Below are 15,840 nucleotides of genomic sequence, written 5' to 3' on the forward strand. Positions count from 1 at the left end.
CCGGCAAGCCGGCTCCTACAGGTTAGAGTTGCGGTGTTTTCAAAAGGTGGTTCGAACGCCGAACTGCACACTTCTACCCGGTGCCGGCGCAATGTCACGCAGGATCGAGCTGGCATAGCGCACCGTCTGGTTGGTGAGGTTTTCGCCGTTCACAAACGCCAGCCATTGGCTGCCACCGACATTGAACCGATACCCCGCGCTTGCCCCCAGGGTGGTGTAGCCGTCGGTGCCGCTTTCGTTATCTGGCACACGTCCTTGCCCTGCGGCATGTTCCACATCGATGCGCGCCTGCCAGCGATCCAGCTCCCACAGCAAGCCGCTGTTCAAACGCAGCGGTGCAATGCGCGGCAGGGCTTCGCCGGTGTCGAGGTTGGTGGCGCGGGTGTAGTCACCCGACAGCTCCAGGGCGAACTTGCCGTAGGCGCCTTCACCCAGCTTCCAGTGATCCTGGGCTTCGAAGCCGGCGAAACGGGCACGCACGCCGGAGTATTCGTACTCAGGGATGCCGGCGGCGTCCTCTTCACCTTCGTCGTTCAAGGTACGACCGGTGCCCAGCAAGCCGATGTAATTGGAGAAGCGGCTGTAGAACACACCGAAGCTGCCCTTGTGGGTGCCATTGTCAAAGCGCAGGGCCAGGTCGCTGGACACGGCTTTTTCTTTCTTCAAGTTGGCGTTGCCCAGTTCATAGGTGCCGGTGGCGACGTGGGCACCGTTGGCATACAGCTCGTAGAAGGTCGGCGCGCGCTCGGTGTAGCCCAGGGTCGCGGCCAGGGACCAGATGGGCGTGAGGGTGTAGACCGCCCCCGACGACAGGCTGCCGGCGGTGAAATCGTTGGATTTGTCCGCACCGGCAAAACGCGCGTTGCCCTTGGCGTCCGGGTCCACGCTGGTGTGCTCCACCCGCCCGCCGAGGCTGAGTTTCAGGCGCTCGGTGGCCTGCATCTCTTCGAGGATAAACAGCGCGCCGGCGTTAGTGTCGGTCTGTGGCACGAAGGCTTCTTCACCAAGGGCCGAGAACTCGTTGCGGGTCACCTGGGCACCGACCACGCCATCGAATGGGCCGATCGGCTGGTGACGGGCTTCAACGCGGGCTTCGTAGCCTTTGTTCTTGAAGATCGTGCCGGTTTCGCCACCTTCGATCTCGCGGTGCTCGTAGTCGGTGTAGCCGGCATCGAGTTTCACCGAGGTGAACGGGCCTTGCAGGTTGCGGATCTCGGACGCAAACGCGTAGTGATCCTGCTTCATGCGGATGCGCACGTCCTGCTCGGCGGGCGAGCCGTAATTGGCGTCGTAATTGCTGTAGGACAGCCCAGCGTAACCGTCGTCCCAGGTGTAGGAACCACCCACGGCGCCGCCGTCCTGGCGCCCGTCGCTATTGCCCAGGCGGCCGTTTTTGCCGGGTGCGTCTTCGGTTTCCGGGGCGTGGCGGCTGCGGGCCTGGCCGGGGATTTTCAGGTCGTTGAATTCCCGCGCGTTGGCGTCCAGGTGCAAGGCAAAGGTGCCGTTGCCGGCTTCCAGCTTGCCGGCGCTGCTGCGTGTGGTGTCAGCGCCGCCGTAGCGCAGTTCACCGGCACCGTGGATGCCTTCGATGGCTTCGGTGGGGATGCGGTTGTCAAAGGTGTTGACCACGCCGCCAATGGCGCTGCCGCCATACAGCAGGGCGGCGGGGCCGCGCACGATTTCGATGCGGTCAACGTTGACCGGGTCCAGTGGCACCGCATGGTCGTAGGACAGCGACGACGCATCCAGCGCACCCACGCCATTGCGCAGAATGCGAATGCGGTCGCCATCCTGGCCCCGGATGATCGGCCGACTGGCGCCAGGGCCGAAATACGATGACGACACGCCAGGTTGCTTGTTGAGGGTTTCGCCGAGGCTGCCTTTTTGTTGCAGGGTCAGGTCATCGCCTTCGAGCACGGTGGTGGGCGAGGCGAGTTGTTCGCTGCCCAGCGGGTTGCCGGTGATGACTTGGGGTTGCAGTTCAAGGGCGTGGGCTTCGGAGCAGATCAGCAGGGCGGCAGCGAGCGGGGACAGGCGCCACAGAGAAGAGAGGGACATCGGACATTCCTTGGCAGATCGGGCAAAGAGATTGGTTAACTATAGTTACAATATAACATCTCTTTTTCGCTGGGAACGGGAACTTTTTATAACTCGGCAGGCGGGTGATAAGGTGTGCACCTTCGTGACCCTTTTTTGATAGGCCCGGCATGACCGCGACAAGCAACGACCCCCTCCACGGCGTGACCCTGCAACACGTTCTCACCACGTTGGTGGCGCACTATGAATGGGAAGGCCTGGCCGAGCGCATTGATATCCGCTGCTTCAAGAGCGACCCGAGCATCAAGTCGAGCCTGACCTTTTTGCGCAAAACCCCGTGGGCGCGGGAGAAAGTCGAAGGCTTGTACGTGAAGCTGATGCGCACCAAACGCCCGCTGGATTGACCCCATGAAGCGGTTTGTTACGGCGGCAGCGTTGGCCGGTTGGGTGGGCTTGGCGATCCAGCAATACCTGATTTTCTATTCGCGCTGGTCGACCGGCGCCAGCCTGCTCGGCGGGCTGATTAACTTTTTCAGTTTCTTCACCGTGCTCACCAACACCTTGGCGGTGGTGGTGCTGAGTTATGCGCTGGTCGAGCGCGAATCAGCGGCAAAGCGGTTTTTCCTGGCGCCCTCGATCAGCAGTGGGATTGCCACGAGCATCGTCGTGGTGAGCCTGGCCTACAACCTGCTGCTACGGCATTTATGGACGCCCACGGGTTTTCAGTTCATCGCGGATGAGTTGCTGCACGATGTGATGCCGGTGCTGTTCTTGATCTACTGGTGGCGGTGTGTGCCCAAGGGCAGTTTGCGGCTCAAGCACATTGGCGCGTGGGTGATCTACCCACTGGTGTACTTCGCCTATGCCCTGCTGCGCGGGGACTTGCTCGGGCAGTATCAGTACCCGTTCATAGACGTGAGCACCCTGGGTTATCCACAAGTATTCGTGAATGCCGGGGGGATTCTGGCGGGGTTTGTCGTGATCGCGCTGGCGGTGGTGGGGATGGACCGTTACCTCGAGCGGGCACGGTAAAACCGAAGGAGCCGGCAAACCGGCTCCTGCCAGGTCTGGGTTAGGCTTGCCAGTAACCGACGGCCTTGAGGAATTCCTCGTTGACCTTGTGCGTGTCCAGCAACACACGCCGCACCTGGCGCGACCGCTTGCTTTCCGTCGCCACAAAACTGTACAGCGAGCCGCTCGGCAGGGTCAGGTTTTGCACGGTTTCGAGCAAGTCATCCTTGCCGCGCACCACCCATTTCACTTGCACATCGGCGGCACTGTTGAGGGCCTGCTGTTCTGCTGCGTCGGCGATTTCTATCACCGCCAGCACGGTGCGCCCGGCGGGTAATTCTTCCAGGCGGCGGGCGATGGCCGGGATCGCCGTTTCATCACCGATCAACAAGTAGCTGTCGAAGATATCCGGCACGATCATCGAGCCCCGTGGCCCGCCGATGTACAGGTGCTGGCCGACCTGCACTTGCTCGGCCCAGGTCGACGCAGGGCCATCGCCGTGCAACACGAAGTCAATATCCAGCTCGCCGATGCTCAGGTCGAAACGTCGAGGCGTGTAGTCGCGCATGGCCGGCTGTGGACCGTCGCCCTTGATGGTGAAGGTCGGGCTTTCCAGCGCGGCCTGTTCGGCCGCGTTCTGCGGGAACAGCAGCTTGATATGGTCATCGCTGCCCAGGCTGACAAACCCTGCCAGTTCCGGCCCGCCGAGGGTGATGCGGCGCATGCGCGGGGTGATGTCCACCACCCGCAGTACTTGCAGGCGGCGACGTTTGATTTCGTGGGTAACGCGATGGATGGCTTGAGTATTCATTGGGCTTTCCCGTCGGCAATGGCTTGGGCGGTGCTGTTGAGCAGCGCCGCGACACGAACGATTTCTTCCGGGCTCCAGCGCCCGTGGTGCGAATGCAGGGCGTGGCGCAGGTTGTGCACCGCCTCGTGGATTTCCGGTGGGCGGTCCTGGCCGCGCAATGAGCGCTTGCTCACGTCGATGCGCACGCGGATGCCTTCGAGGGCAACCGCCTGTTCGCTTAAGAAGAGACGACCGGCGTCGGTGATTGTGTAGCGTTTTTTTCCGCCTTCGGCGTCGCCGCTGATCAACTCACTTTCTTCGAGGAAGGTCAGGGTCGGGTAAATCACGCCGGGGCTGGGGGTGTAGGCGCCGTCGAACAGGCTTTCGATCTGGCGGATCAAGTCATAGCCGTGGCAGGGCTGCTCGGCGATCAGCGCCGGCAGCAACAGTTTCAGGTCGCCTGGGGCAAATACCCGTGGGCCACGGCTGCCGCGCTCGCGGCCAGGCCGCTTGTCGAAGCCGTCGTGGCTGTGGGGAGGGTGGGGGTGGTGCTCTCTCATTGCTTCGCTCTCCGTCATGGTTAGATACAACGTAAGATATATCTTATGGCGTGAGCAAGCTTTTCTGACCAACGGCACGCTATGTGCGGTCGCTATGGGCGTGGTCTGCAACGGAGGGTCTATACCTATTAGAGCAACTACTCAAGTTGATCTTTGGCGGTGTCCTACACAACTTTCAGCGGCGTGTTATTACCTGATTTAAACGGCGTGTAATACCATTCCCTCAGAGAACTTCGTTAATAAAACATTCTCATTAAGTGAATGTAGTTCATTTCTTACAGATGCATTTTAAGTTTTGGCTAAATGCCATCTTATTCCTATTAAGTTGATCGGCACCAAGCTACGCAATACAAGGCGTTTGCCTGCTTACTTGTCATTTCAATCGCTGGATACTTGTCGGGCGTTTGAGTGCGGGCAACGGCTTGCCTCAATGCAAGTAATTGGAAAGTGCAAGCTCCCTACTTTCTAGTTGTTACCCGAAATCGTGAATTATCAACAAAACAGGTATTGAACTATGTTCAAAAAAATTGCCGTAGCGGCATCGTTGGTTGCGGTCGTTCTGGATGCTTCCATAGCCCTCGCTGCGGATGATGCGCGTAGCACCGTCAACATCGTCGCCGACATCCCGAACAAGCAGTTCCACGTAAAGCCGCGCAACCCGGACTTCGGTAAGAACGAGGTCATGAACTACAACCCAGTGAGCGGTGAGCTGAGCGGCCTGCGTGCGACCTTCGATGTGAAAAACACAGAAGGCTCGGTGCATGCCTTTATCGAAGGGGGTCCAACGGCTGCCGCGCTCTATAACGGTAGCGAAACCATCGCGCTGACCAACACTTTCAATGGCGTTGTGCTGACGGCCACCCCGCAGGAAGTGGTCGACGATCCTCAATCCACCCCCGGCACTCAGGCCGACCTGGTGGTCACTCCCGCCAAGCCGCTGGATACCCAGAACGGCCTGTTTACCGCGGCCTACACCCTGATGTTCTACTCCGAGCCACGTTCGGCGCCCTAAGCACCACCGTGTAAATCACCGCCTTTGATCGCGAAGATCAGGGGCGCTTGGTGTAAGGCCGGCCAGCCGTTCTGGCTGCCGGCCTTGTTTATCTCGTGCCAACTTTCAGCATTAACGAGTATTGCGCTCATGTTTTCGAAGACGTCAATTGCAGGTGCGCTGGCGCTCATGGTGAGTGCCAGCGCGTTGGCCACCACTGCGCCCGGCACAACGCCGGGAAGTTTGTTATCGCAGTCCAAGGGGTTGCCAAAAGATTTCGAAGAACACTTTTTCGATGTGCCGTTGGCAGTTCGGGTAGAACTTGATCAGCAGTCACTGGGTGAAGCCATGATTGTGCTTGGCCGGGATGACCGTATTACACTGCTGGAGTTTACCGAGACCGATGAAAGTACCGTATCCGCTGCCGAACGCGGCCGTTGGGAGCAACTATTACAACAGGGCATGCCACTGGGTAATTGTGAGCGTAGTTGCCCTGCGCAGTTACTGGCGGTGCATTACAACTTGCAGGAATCCCTGGTCTCGATCCTCACGGAAAACGTGGAGCGCAACGCCCAGATCAAACGTTATTACGACCAACCCGAGGCGGGCAGCCTGGGCTTGATCGTCAACAACCAACTCAATCTCAACGGTGGCCAGGACGAAGATGTCGGCGGCCGTTACGGCCTGGAAGCCAGTGCCAGCCTGGGTAACTGGACCCAGGCACTGAACTTGCAGGTCTCACGTTTTGGCGGTGGCGACACGTCACTGCGCCATGCCGTGCATGAGCTGTATACACAACGCGAAATGGAAGGTCGCTTCCTGCTGCTGGGCTATTTCATGCCCGGCTCCAATGGCCTCACGCGCCAGATCCGCTCCTTCGGCGCCAACCCCGACACGGCCGTAGGGATGATGTTCGGCAGCTCCGACAGCTTGCTGATCAACAACCCCAAGCCCAGCGTCTACCCGATCTACGTCACCGCCAGTCGCCAGGCCTCGGTGGAGATCTACCGCAATGGCCTGCTGATCAACAGCCAGCCGGTCGCAGCCGGCTTGCAGTCCATCGACACACGGCCGCTGCCCGGCGGCATCTATGACGTGGAAGTGCGTCTGGTCGAAGATGGGTTGGTGACCTCCACCACTCAGGAGCTGGTCTACAAGCCCAACAACTGGCGCAACGCCGACGAACGCTGGCGCTACAGCACCTTTGTTGGGCGTGAAACCAAGCTGTTGAGCAACTGGGAAGAACAGTCCACCGGGTTCATCACTTATGGCGCCGGTATCAATTACCTGGCCCACCCTCGGGTGATTCTCGGGCTGTCCACGCGCAAGGTGCGCGAAAAGATGCAGTTTGGCAGCTCCATCGACTGGAGCCTGGCCAACAACTCCAGCCTGTACGCCAATGTCTACCAGACCCAGGACCACGGCACCGGTATGGACGTGCAAGGTATGCACAGTTACGGCCATGGCAGTGTGGTCGTCAGCCATAACCGCAGTTGGCTCGACACCCGTCGCACCTACGAGACCTTGCCCGACGGCACCCGGCTGCGCCCCACGCGCGTGTTCAATGGGCGCACCAGCAATTCCTCGGTGTCGGTCAACCATCGCCTGAGCAACAAGAGTTCGATCAGTTCGCGCCTGGCCTACAGCGAAGGCAATGTCGAAGGGCTGGGCCTGGACCTGGGTTGGAACCAACGCGGCAAGTTTCTTAATAGTGATGCCAACTGGCGGTTCTCGGTGTTCGATCGCGCAGCCACCGCCAGCACCGGTGACAAACGCAACCGCGGGGTCGATTTGAGTGTCAGCGTGGCCCTCGGTGCCCCCGGCGAGCAGTGGTCAGCGAGTATCGGTAGCCGCACTGCCCGCGACGGCAGCCGTGATAACAACGGCTCGCTGACCTACCAGCGCACCCTGGACGATCACCTGCTGCAGAGCGTTTCCGCCACGGTGCTGACTGATACCTACGGGCTCGGCTTGTCCGGTCGCGGCAGTTTCGCCACCGATGCGTTATACGGCGATGGGTTCGTCCAGCGCTCCTCGTTCAACGGCAATCTCACCGGTGGCCTGAACTTGAGCAGCACGGTGGCGGTGGGCGGTTCAAAAATAGTCATGAGCAGCCAGTCCCAGGGCCACGGCGCTGGAATGATCGTGGATGTGGAGACCGACCTGGATGACATCCAACTGCGCGCCGACGACTTGAGCGGCGGCAGTTCGGTCTTGCGTCCAGGCCGTAATTTCGTGCCGATCACCGCCTACAAAAGCAGCACGCTCGCGTTCGATTTCGACGGCAACCATCCGCCCGCCGCGAGCATCCAGCCGGCGCGCAGCAGTTACCACTTGAACAAAGGTGGCGTGGACTACCGCCAGATCCGTGTGATGAAAACCGTAACTGTGCTCGGTCGCCTGCTCGACGCCCAGGGCAAACCGCTCAAGGGCCATCACGTAATCAACCACGCCAGCCGTGGGGTCAGCGAGGTGGACGGGTTCTTCTCCATGGAAATGAGCGCCAATTCACCGACCCTGGAAGTGCGCTACGCCAACCAGTTGCTGTGCCAGTTCCGTCTCGACCCGAGCCAGGGCCGGCGCGAAAGTGATGTGCTGATGATCGGGGACTTGCGCTGTACACCGGACTCCCTGGCCGAAGCCATTTCCCGCGCCGGAACTGCGGGTTGACGGTTGCGTATGACTCACGGGCCGCAGTCGGCCTCCCTGCACTACATGAGGTAGCAAGTAATGAAACGTTTAGGGTTATTTGGGGTGTTGTGCCTGTTTTGCCTGGGTGGCCAGGCGACGCCGAAGATCCATGTCGGCGTGGTCTACGACTACATGGACGCCGGCAAAAGTACCTACATGAAGCGGGTGTTCAATGGCGGCACGTCCACGGCGTTCGTCAAGGTCAACATCCTGGAGATGATCTACAACGACGACGGCACCTTCCGTGAAGTGCCGTTGAAGAACCAGGCCGACGCCACTGCCCGCGACGGCCTGATGGCCAGCCCGGCGCGCTTGATCGTGCCCGCCAATGGCACCCAGGGAACGCGCTTGCTGTTCATGGGCAACCGCGACAAAGAGCGTTATTTTCGCGTGCGTTTTGTGCCAGTGGTGCCGCAGACCGAAGATGAATTTGCGATCAGTGAACAGGAACGCGCCGAGTACAAGAATAGCCTGGCGGCGGGAGTGCAGATCCTGGCCGGCTACGGCACGGTGTTTTTCGTGCGGCCCACCGAAACCCGCTTCAACAGCGAGATCCAGAACGACGCGCGTCGCTACGCCCTGCGTAACAACGGCAACAGCGTGGTGGTGATCGATGAGTTCAAGGATTGCGCCGCCAACAACCAGGACTGCCGCCCGACCACTAAGTACCATGTGATGGCGGGTCGCTCGTTCGGCTTCGACAAGGAGCCGGGGCGTGAATACCACTTCAGCGTGATTGAAGGCACCGAGACTAAAAAAGTCGAGGTCAAAGGCTGATGCAGCCTCGATCACCACAGGTGAATACCATGTTCAACGCACGGGCGCTTTTCGCTTTCATTATCGTCGGCCTGCTGCCCGCCCCAGGGTGGGCGGCGGTCGAACGGGAAACCTTCGAGGTTTACGTTAACATCCCCACGCCGCAGTTCTACGTGCTGCCGGTGGACCCGCAATTGGTGCAACGCGAGCAAGTGCTGAACTACAACCCGGTCATTTCCGAGTTGAGCTCGCTGCGGGCGCCGTTCGATGTAAAGAACACCGGCGGTGCCATTGGTGCACGCCTCGAAGCCGAGCCTTTCCTCTACAACGGCAATGACCGGATCGACCTGCGGGTTACTTTCAATGGCCAGGAGCTTAGCCTGGACCACACCGAAGTGGTCTCCGTCCTCGATGCCAAACCCGGTAAGCGGGTTCACCTGGAAATCGCCGCCATCAAGCCCCAGGACGATTACCGTCCGGGGCGTTATTTCGGCACTGTGCATATGGTGTTCGATGCCATTGCCTCGCGCTTTTAAGGAACTGTCGTCATGAAAGTCGTGCCGTTTTTGCGAGTACTGTACGGACCTGGCCTGGCCGCTGCTGTCTCGATGCTGCTGGTATTGCCGGCCCATGGGGCGGTGCAGGACATCACTGCCAGTTTTCGCCCCGACCCCAGCAATCCGATGGTCAATGAGTTCGTCAATACCACGCCCCAAAGCGGGATTTGCCCGGGGCATATCCCGGCCTATTGCAAAGCTAACGGGCTTTTTACTATCCGGACTTCCGATTTGCTTGCCACGGCCAGTCGACCTATCCTCGCCAACCACGAAAACCCTCGCGATGGCGCCATGTGGAAGGTGCCCTCGGAGTGGCGTGATCTCGAGGTCACGCACAGTGAAACCGGGCAGACCGAGACCGTGCAGATGCGTATTGCCGGAATCGGCCATCGTTGGGATGTGCGGCCGAATGTCACTGTGTGGAGCCGTCCGGATGATCCGGTCTGGAACTGGTACCGCCAGTGGTACTACGCACCGCCCCCGTGTCAGGGGGTCAATTGGTTAGCCAATGCGAACAGCTATTTGTTGTTCTTCTGGCTGGTTCCCGAAAACGCAGGCGTTTGTAATCGTGTGCCGGGGCAGGACATCACACAGTTTTGGTTTTCGACTACGGAATACGCCTATTCGCTGAGAACCCCCAATCCTCTGGCCATGGCCAGCGGCGAATACACCGGCAGCCTTACCTACAGCGTGGGCCCGGGTGCCGATTTCGACTTCGGCGATGTGATTATCCCGAATGACAACGCGCTGACCTTCAACTTCACCCTGACCGTCGACCATCACCTCAAGGTCGAAGTCCCCCCAGGCGGCCATCGTATCCAACTGGAACCCCAGGGTGGCTGGCAGGGCTGGTTGCAGAGCGGGCGCAAACCCACGCGCCTGTTCCACGACCAGACCGTCAACCTGTGGGCCAGCACCGCCTTCAAGATGAGCCTGGAGTGCGGCGACCCGTTGGGCAACACCTGCAGCGTACGCAACGCCGCGGGTCACCAAGTGCCGCTGGATATCGCCGTGACCTTGCCTGCAGGCCTGAGCGATAGCGCCGGGCGCCCGGTCAGTCGCCTCCCGCTGCGCCTGGATGGCAGCGGCACACAGCTGTTCAGGCCGAGCCGTTATGTGGATCGCAAGCCCAGCACCCTGCACTTTGAGATACAGGCCGACGGCGTGTCACAGATGCTCGACCAGAACAGCGGCAATGCCTATTCCGGTACGGCCACGGTCGTGTGGGACTCTGAGGTCTAGGGTTCCAGCCCCTCCGGTAGGATGACCAAGGCGTTCGATGTGAGCTGTCGGCGCAGTTCTTTTTCTTGGTGGGCCAACTGGTCGAACAAGCGCCGGTAAGTGCTGTGGGTCATGGATGACCCAGTCAGCACGTCGCTGTGAGGCACGCCCAGTTCATCGGCCAGGTCGGTGAGGGTCTGCTTGAGATTCGACTGGGTCTGCGCCTGGGCCCAGGCGTCTTGTGCATCGCGCAGGTCTTCGATGCGCAGGGCTTTATCCTGGAACTGGCGGGTATTGAGCGTCAGCTCATCGCCGTAAGTATCCTCCAGGTACTTATCCCAAAAGCCCACCGCAAGGGTACGGTCGACCAGGCCATCACGCCGTTCGGCATTGATGATGCTCTGGTGCACGCGGGCGATCAGCGCGTCGTCTACACCGGCGGTTTGACGATAGACCATGTGTGAAGACAGCCAGGGCAAATGCAGGTCGTGCTTGAGAGCGGTCTGCAAGGCCGCGTACACCTGTACTTCATCAACGCTGCCCGGCACGCCGTCAACCACGTCGGTGGTCAGGCGCAGTCCCAGCCCCCCGCGCTCGGGTGGTGCAAGGCGGCGGGCGACTTCCTTGCGGGCCGCTTCGTTGACCAAGTCCAGACGTGCGGTCTGGCGGGCCAGTAGGGCCAGGCGTCCGGCAAATTCTACCGACGTCAATCGTGGGCGAGCGCGGTGCAGCTCGTGCACCAGCGTCTGGATCCCCATGTTATTGAAGATTTGCGCGCTGGCGTCGGCACAGTTGCCGGGGGTGCTGGTCATGCTGAAAAAGCGCGTGCGCAAGGCGTCGTCGGCGTGCATGGCCTCGAGCATGCGCCAGACGTTTTCAGTCAGTTGCGGGAGGTTGCGAATGTAGTCCAGGCCGTCTTCCTGGGTTTCGAACGCTTCTGGTGGCTGCAGGCTGCGGATCACCTCGAAAAAGCCTTGTGAACCGTGCTCCTGTTCCAGCTCGTCCCATAGCGCCTGGCGCCTGCGCTGTTGGGTAGTGCTCGTCATTTCGTCAATCCAGAAGCGGCTGTCTTTTTCGCCTCTCGGTGGATACGTCCGATAGGGGTCAAGGCCTGCCCCCAGGCGATAGCTGACCATGCGCTCCTCGTCGTCCAGGTGCAGGTGGTTACGGTCCAGTCGGGTACGCGCCACCACCTCGGCCTCGGGTTGCCAGGGCAGGAACTGCGGCACGTGCCTGACCTGAGTATTTTGCAGGTCGAGTACGAAGTGCTCGGACCGTGGGTGATCAAACAGGCCGGTGGGCCATTCGGCAATGCCGGTTCCGGCCAGGTGCAGCTCCCGCAGGTGCGGCATGCCGCTGATGTCGGGGGCGGTGGTCATCTGCCGGTGATGGCTGAGGTCCAGGGCCCTGAGGTTACGCAGGCTTTTGAGCTGCTCCAGGCTGGCGCTGTTCCATTGCATCGGGTTGTCACCCAGGCCCAGTTGGTTGAGGCGTGGCATGCCGGTCACCGCCTTGGGCAGCCGGGTCAATTGGTTTTGGCTCAGGTCAAGTACCCGCAGGTTGGGGAACAAGGCCAGGAAGCCGTCATGGGTGTCGTTCAGGCCGCTCTCGTTCAGGTTCAGGCCGGTGATGAATTCAAATGGCAACTGCGGGTTGGGCGACCCATGCAGGTGCAGGCCCAGGGGCCAGCCTTCGAGGTCGAGGATGCCACCGGTATGGCTTTCGCCAAAAGTGTCGGTAAAGCCGCCGGACACATTTTCCCAACTCCTGCGAATCGCCCGAGACAGGTGCGAGCGCATCAACCGTTCGCCTTCCTGGGCTTCGCGGTCGCCGCCGTTGTAGCGCGTGGGGGATTGCACCCAGTTTTCCAGGTGTGCCAGCAGCGCCTTTTTTTCACGTTCAAGGTCTTTGAGGGCCTGCTCGCCTTCGGGTGAATTGTAGGCCTGCACCCGCTCTTGGATGGCCTCTTCGTGCATCCGGGGGTAGAGCGCCTTGATACGGTCTTCCAGGGACGGCGGCCCGATGCCCAGCAGTTTGCTCGCCCAGCGGAACCTGGGTTTTTGCAGCAGTTGCTCAGTGGCACGGGCCACGGCGGGTGGCGTGGGCGGGATGTCCAGGGCGGTACGACGTTCCTGCAGGGTTGCCAGGCGCTCCGTCAGCCAGGTTTGCAACGCGGGCGCGTCCTTCCATGCCGTAGGGTTCGGCAGCGCATGCAAAAGGGTCGCGTAGAGATCGCTTGCGGGATTGAGCAGGTGGCGCTCGTTGTCGTAAAGCGTGTAGTGGCCTTGGGGATCGCGCACCAGGACACGCACCTGCCGAGCGTCATCCGGGCCGGCCGCACAACGAAGCTCGCCGAGGGCGCTGTGTTCGCGTATCTCCATGCGCAAGTCGGCGAAGGCATCGCTGTGAAACTTCAGGGTGTTGAGCAACATGCGCTCGGTGTCGAGGGTAAGGTGGGCTGGGTGGTAAAGGCCTTCGTGGGCATGGCTGGCACGTGCGTCAATGGCCAGGTCGCGGGCCAGGTTTTTCATGCGCAAAGGCAATTGGCTGTGCTCGTCCATGCGTTTTAGCTCTGAGGGCCGAGCCTGCTCCAACAGCGTGTGAGCCAGGGTTTTCGGCAGCGTCGGCACTGCTTGGCGCACCACCACCTGGCGTGCGCTGGCCGCGTGTTCGCTGGCGTTGTACAGGTACTCGAATACCGAACGGTGGCGGCGGGTGAGCAGGTCGGCCAGGTGATTGCGCAGGGCCGTCACCCGCTCCGCGCGCGTGCTCGGTAGCGGGCCCAACAGCGCCTGCAACTGGGGTTCGTCAAGAACGTCCACGATCTGCTCCGCCAGTTGGCCTTGGTTGAGTGCCTGGCGGCTGATGGCCAGGGTGTCAGGTGCATCGGCCTCGCCGTAGTGCAGGTGCGCGCCCGTCAGGCTGGTGTCTTCGTATACGCGGATGGCCTTGCTCGCCGGCCAGCCGGGCAACTCGGTGGCCAGGTAGGGGCTCCAGTAGGTGGGGGAGTCGACAGCCTCGCCGGTGCGCAGGCGCTGGGCCAATTGCTCGGTTTCGCGGTTGAGACGAGAGCGTTTCACACTGTCGAGCAGCAGTGGCGGCGGGGAGCTGTTGTCCACATACAGGCCACGCAGCACCCCAGGCTCAGTGCCGCTGTTGCAGCGGATTTGCTCCAGCTGCGGATCGTCCAGCGCGTCGGTCCAAGGGCCCAGGCGCCGCATCAACTTGGGTGCGTCCCAGGCTCTGGGATTTTCCGCCTCGTGGGTCCAGGCGCCGTGACCATTGTGTTGCACCCGCGGTGCATAGGCGTCCTCGCGGCTGGGGTGGCGGATGCGGTGGGCGCCATTTGCCGGGTCGACCGTCACCGCGTAGTGCTCGCCATCGAGGGGCAGCAGGCGCTTGCCGTCATGGGTGTGCAGGCCGAGCGTGTCGGGTGAGGAATCGGCTGGCAGCGCCAGGTTTTTTTGTGCGTAGGGGCGCAGGTCTGGGTGCCACAGGCGGGTCTTGCCTTGCACCTGCACTGGCTTGAGCTGGTTGACGAAGGGCGAAGGGATCAGCTCGACCAGTTTACCGGCAGCGCCGAATGTCGCCAGCTCCACCCCTTCGCTGAGTATCCCGAGAAAATGGCCGGCCGCTTCCAGTGCCTGGCCCTCTGCCAACTCAACCACGCCTTCCACCACTTCATCGAGCAATTGGTAGGCGGTATAGGCCATCATCAGTTCCCCCAGGAACGGTACGAACGGGGTGATCACCATGAGCGCCGCGTTGAAGATCTGCGTCACCATCTTGCTGACATTGTCCCACCAGGCCCAGCGCGCGCGGCTGTCGACATCGTTGGTACTGACGGCGAGCTGTCGCGCATCGTTGAGGATCTTGTTGAGTTTTTGTTGGTAAAGCTGTTCCCACAGGTCGCCCGTGATTGGCAGCGCCGCATACTGCAGGCGTGGTTGCGTCACGGGTGTGTCGCGCCAGCTCGGGCTTGGGTCGAGCGGGTCCTGGCGACGATGCCACTGCACGCGGCTCAAGCGTTGTTCGAGGTTGGCAAAGAACGCCCCGCGTTGCCCGTGGTCGACAAAATGGCTGAAAAACTGGCGATAGCTGGGTGTGCGCAGTTTGTCGGTCAGCTCGGTCATGAACGCCTGGGCGTTGGGGTAGTCCTTGACCGGGCTGTGCGGGTCGTGGGGGATATACACGATCACCCGCGCCACTTCGCTGGCCCGGTCGAGGTCGACAGCGATCAGCAGGATGCCGGTGAGCAGGCTGTCCATCATCTGCAATCGATACGACTGCATCACCCCGCGCTGGCCCTGCGCAACGCGTATCAGCAGGTGAAAGGTGGCCTGCGTGATGTCCTTCCTGGCTAAAGCCATATGGACCGCGGCAGCAAACTGCGCCTGCTGGCTGGCGACGACCTGGGCCTTGAGGCTGTCTTTGTCCGCTTGTTTAGGCGGCAACAAATGCTGCTGCAGGTGCCGTTGATACTGGGCGCCCAGGTCCAATTGTCGGCACAGGGCGGTGAACTGCGCAATGCTCATCTGCTGTTTGAGGGGCTTGAGGGTGAAGTGGCCGCGGGCGTCGGGTGGGCTGATGTAGCTGGAGTCGTCGGTGAAGTGCTCATCCTTGGCAAAGTTTTGCAGGGCAGCGTCCAGCAAGGACACACTGCGGCTGGTGACGCCCTGGATGAACGTGCCCTTGACGCTGTACAGGAACAGGAAGGTGTCCCGGACGCTGGCGTCCACGCCGTACTCTGTCTTGAGCGCCTGGGTCAGCAGCGGTTCGGCGAAGGCATATACGTCCTGGACCTGTTTGAGGCGCTCATCCACCGTATTCTGGGTGACCCATGCCTGGGCGTTGGCCGTCTTGAGGCTGGCGTGAGCCTGAGGTGTCCCGCTATGAGACCAGGGCGCGAGGTCCAGGCGGGCCTTGCGCAGTGCCTCGACCCTGGCCGGCGAGGTCGACAGCAACCAGGGAGGAATCTTGTGCTTGATCAGTTCGTAGTGCGGGCCTTTGTCCTCGGGAGGAGTGGCGCCGGGTGCAGGGTTAGGCAGGTGGGGCATGACGGATGACCTGATGAAAGGAGACAAGGTCATCAGGCTATGTCGCCTCAGGTCAGGACGGGGCAGTAGATAAATCTGGTGCTGCGGGTTTTCTGGGGCGTGCGTGGTAACTGTCTAGGGCCTTGGCGGCGGTACGAGGGGCTAGCGTGGGGGATCAACCCGACGGAGA

The 15,840-nt window shown here is 61.1% G+C and carries 12 protein-coding genes; 7 read left to right on the plus strand and 5 right to left on the minus strand.

Going from position 1 to position 15,840, the window contains the following annotated elements; translation table 11 throughout:
- Window positions 1–39: 39 nt before the first annotated feature.
- Window positions 40–2,058 (minus strand): TonB-dependent receptor, encoded by a 2,019-nt coding sequence (locus KUA23_RS05635; RefSeq protein ID WP_214496573.1) that lies wholly within the window; start codon window positions 2,056–2,058, stop codon window positions 40–42.
- Window positions 2,059–2,207: 149 nt separating this feature from the next.
- Between KUA23_RS05635 and KUA23_RS05640 the strand changes: the two genes are divergently transcribed.
- Window positions 2,208–2,441 (plus strand): VF530 family protein, encoded by a 234-nt coding sequence (locus tag KUA23_RS05640; RefSeq protein ID WP_078047073.1) that lies wholly within the window; start codon window positions 2,208–2,210, stop codon window positions 2,439–2,441.
- Window positions 2,442–2,445: 4 nt separating this feature from the next.
- Window positions 2,446–3,069 carry a Pr6Pr family membrane protein gene (locus KUA23_RS05645; protein WP_346356378.1) on the plus strand — a complete coding sequence of 208 codons (624 nt, stop codon included), beginning with the start codon at window positions 2,446–2,448 and terminating at the stop codon, window positions 3,067–3,069.
- A 40-nt stretch (window positions 3,070–3,109) separates the two neighbouring features.
- On the opposite strand, the gene KUA23_RS05650 is transcribed toward KUA23_RS05645, so the two are convergent.
- Entirely contained in the window at window positions 3,110–3,859 is a 750-nt protein-coding gene (locus tag KUA23_RS05650; protein ID WP_099494143.1) for a siderophore-interacting protein, read from the minus strand.
- On the minus strand, window positions 3,856–4,398 hold the full coding sequence (locus tag KUA23_RS05655) for a PadR family transcriptional regulator (RefSeq protein WP_078047076.1): 543 nt from the start codon (window positions 4,396–4,398) through the stop codon (window positions 3,856–3,858). The genes KUA23_RS05650 and KUA23_RS05655 overlap by 4 nt, the downstream gene beginning before the upstream one ends.
- A 514-nt stretch (window positions 4,399–4,912) precedes the next feature.
- Here KUA23_RS05655 and KUA23_RS05660 point away from each other — a divergent pair.
- Window positions 4,913–5,410 (plus strand): CS1 type fimbrial major subunit, encoded by a 498-nt coding sequence (locus KUA23_RS05660; protein WP_078047077.1) that lies wholly within the window; start codon window positions 4,913–4,915, stop codon window positions 5,408–5,410.
- Here the strand turns inward: KUA23_RS05660 and KUA23_RS05665 are convergent.
- The gene (locus KUA23_RS05665) at window positions 5,407–5,580 is read right to left on the minus strand and encodes a hypothetical protein (protein WP_177409442.1); all 174 of its coding nucleotides are present in this window, start codon (window positions 5,578–5,580) and stop codon (window positions 5,407–5,409) included. The two genes, KUA23_RS05660 and KUA23_RS05665, sit on opposite strands and share 4 nt — an antisense overlap.
- On the opposite strand from KUA23_RS05665, the gene KUA23_RS05670 reads away from it, so the two are divergent.
- Genes KUA23_RS05670 through KUA23_RS05685 form a run of 4 tightly spaced genes read left to right on the plus strand, consistent with a single transcriptional unit; the run spans window position 5,540 to window position 10,635 of the window.
- The gene (locus KUA23_RS05670) at window positions 5,540–8,059 is read left to right on the plus strand and encodes a TcfC E-set like domain-containing protein (RefSeq protein ID WP_252993553.1); all 2,520 of its coding nucleotides are present in this window, start codon (window positions 5,540–5,542) and stop codon (window positions 8,057–8,059) included. The two genes, KUA23_RS05665 and KUA23_RS05670, sit on opposite strands and share 41 nt — an antisense overlap.
- A gap of 60 nt (window positions 8,060–8,119) precedes the next feature.
- Window positions 8,120–8,857 carry a molecular chaperone gene (locus KUA23_RS05675; protein WP_252993554.1) on the plus strand — a complete coding sequence of 246 codons (738 nt, stop codon included), beginning with the start codon at window positions 8,120–8,122 and terminating at the stop codon, window positions 8,855–8,857.
- Window positions 8,858–8,886: 29 nt separating this feature from the next.
- The gene (locus KUA23_RS05680) at window positions 8,887–9,372 is read left to right on the plus strand and encodes a CS1 type fimbrial major subunit (RefSeq protein WP_252993555.1); all 486 of its coding nucleotides are present in this window, start codon (window positions 8,887–8,889) and stop codon (window positions 9,370–9,372) included.
- A 12-nt stretch (window positions 9,373–9,384) separates the two neighbouring features.
- The gene (locus KUA23_RS05685; protein ID WP_252993556.1) at window positions 9,385–10,635 is read left to right on the plus strand and encodes a hypothetical protein; all 1,251 of its coding nucleotides are present in this window, start codon (window positions 9,385–9,387) and stop codon (window positions 10,633–10,635) included.
- Here KUA23_RS05685 and KUA23_RS05690 read toward each other — a convergent pair.
- Entirely contained in the window at window positions 10,632–15,671 is a 5,040-nt protein-coding gene (locus tag KUA23_RS05690) for a dermonecrotic toxin domain-containing protein (protein WP_252993557.1), read from the minus strand. The genes KUA23_RS05685 and KUA23_RS05690 overlap by 4 nt on opposite strands.
- Window positions 15,672–15,840: the final 169 nt, after the last annotated feature.

Origin of the sequence: Pseudomonas pergaminensis (genome assembly GCF_024112395.2) — a bacterium.
Lineage (GTDB): Bacteria > Pseudomonadota > Gammaproteobacteria > Pseudomonadales > Pseudomonadaceae > Aquipseudomonas > Aquipseudomonas pergaminensis.

Excerpts from the sequence above, each read along its gene's own strand:
- KUA23_RS05635 (WP_214496573.1), bottom strand. The coding sequence starts at position 2,058 with ATGTCCCTCTCTTCTCTGTGGCGCCTGTCCCCGCTCGCTGCCGCCCTG.
- KUA23_RS05640 (WP_078047073.1), top strand. The coding sequence starts at position 2,208 with ATGACCGCGACAAGCAACGACCCCCTCCACGGCGTGACCCTGCAACAC.
- KUA23_RS05645 (WP_346356378.1), top strand. The coding sequence starts at position 2,446 with ATGAAGCGGTTTGTTACGGCGGCAGCGTTGGCCGGTTGGGTGGGCTTG.
- KUA23_RS05650 (WP_099494143.1), bottom strand. The coding sequence starts at position 3,859 with ATGAATACTCAAGCCATCCATCGCGTTACCCACGAAATCAAACGTCGC.
- KUA23_RS05655 (WP_078047076.1), bottom strand. The coding sequence starts at position 4,398 with ATGAGAGAGCACCACCCCCACCCTCCCCACAGCCACGACGGCTTCGAC.
- KUA23_RS05660 (WP_078047077.1), top strand. The coding sequence starts at position 4,913 with ATGTTCAAAAAAATTGCCGTAGCGGCATCGTTGGTTGCGGTCGTTCTG.
- KUA23_RS05670 (WP_252993553.1), top strand. The coding sequence starts at position 5,540 with ATGTTTTCGAAGACGTCAATTGCAGGTGCGCTGGCGCTCATGGTGAGT.
- KUA23_RS05665 (WP_177409442.1), bottom strand. The coding sequence starts at position 5,580 with ATGAGCGCCAGCGCACCTGCAATTGACGTCTTCGAAAACATGAGCGCA.
- KUA23_RS05675 (WP_252993554.1), top strand. The coding sequence starts at position 8,120 with ATGAAACGTTTAGGGTTATTTGGGGTGTTGTGCCTGTTTTGCCTGGGT.
- KUA23_RS05680 (WP_252993555.1), top strand. The coding sequence starts at position 8,887 with ATGTTCAACGCACGGGCGCTTTTCGCTTTCATTATCGTCGGCCTGCTG.
- KUA23_RS05685 (WP_252993556.1), top strand. The coding sequence starts at position 9,385 with ATGAAAGTCGTGCCGTTTTTGCGAGTACTGTACGGACCTGGCCTGGCC.
- KUA23_RS05690 (WP_252993557.1), bottom strand. The coding sequence starts at position 15,671 with ATGCCCCACCTGCCTAACCCTGCACCCGGCGCCACTCCTCCCGAGGAC.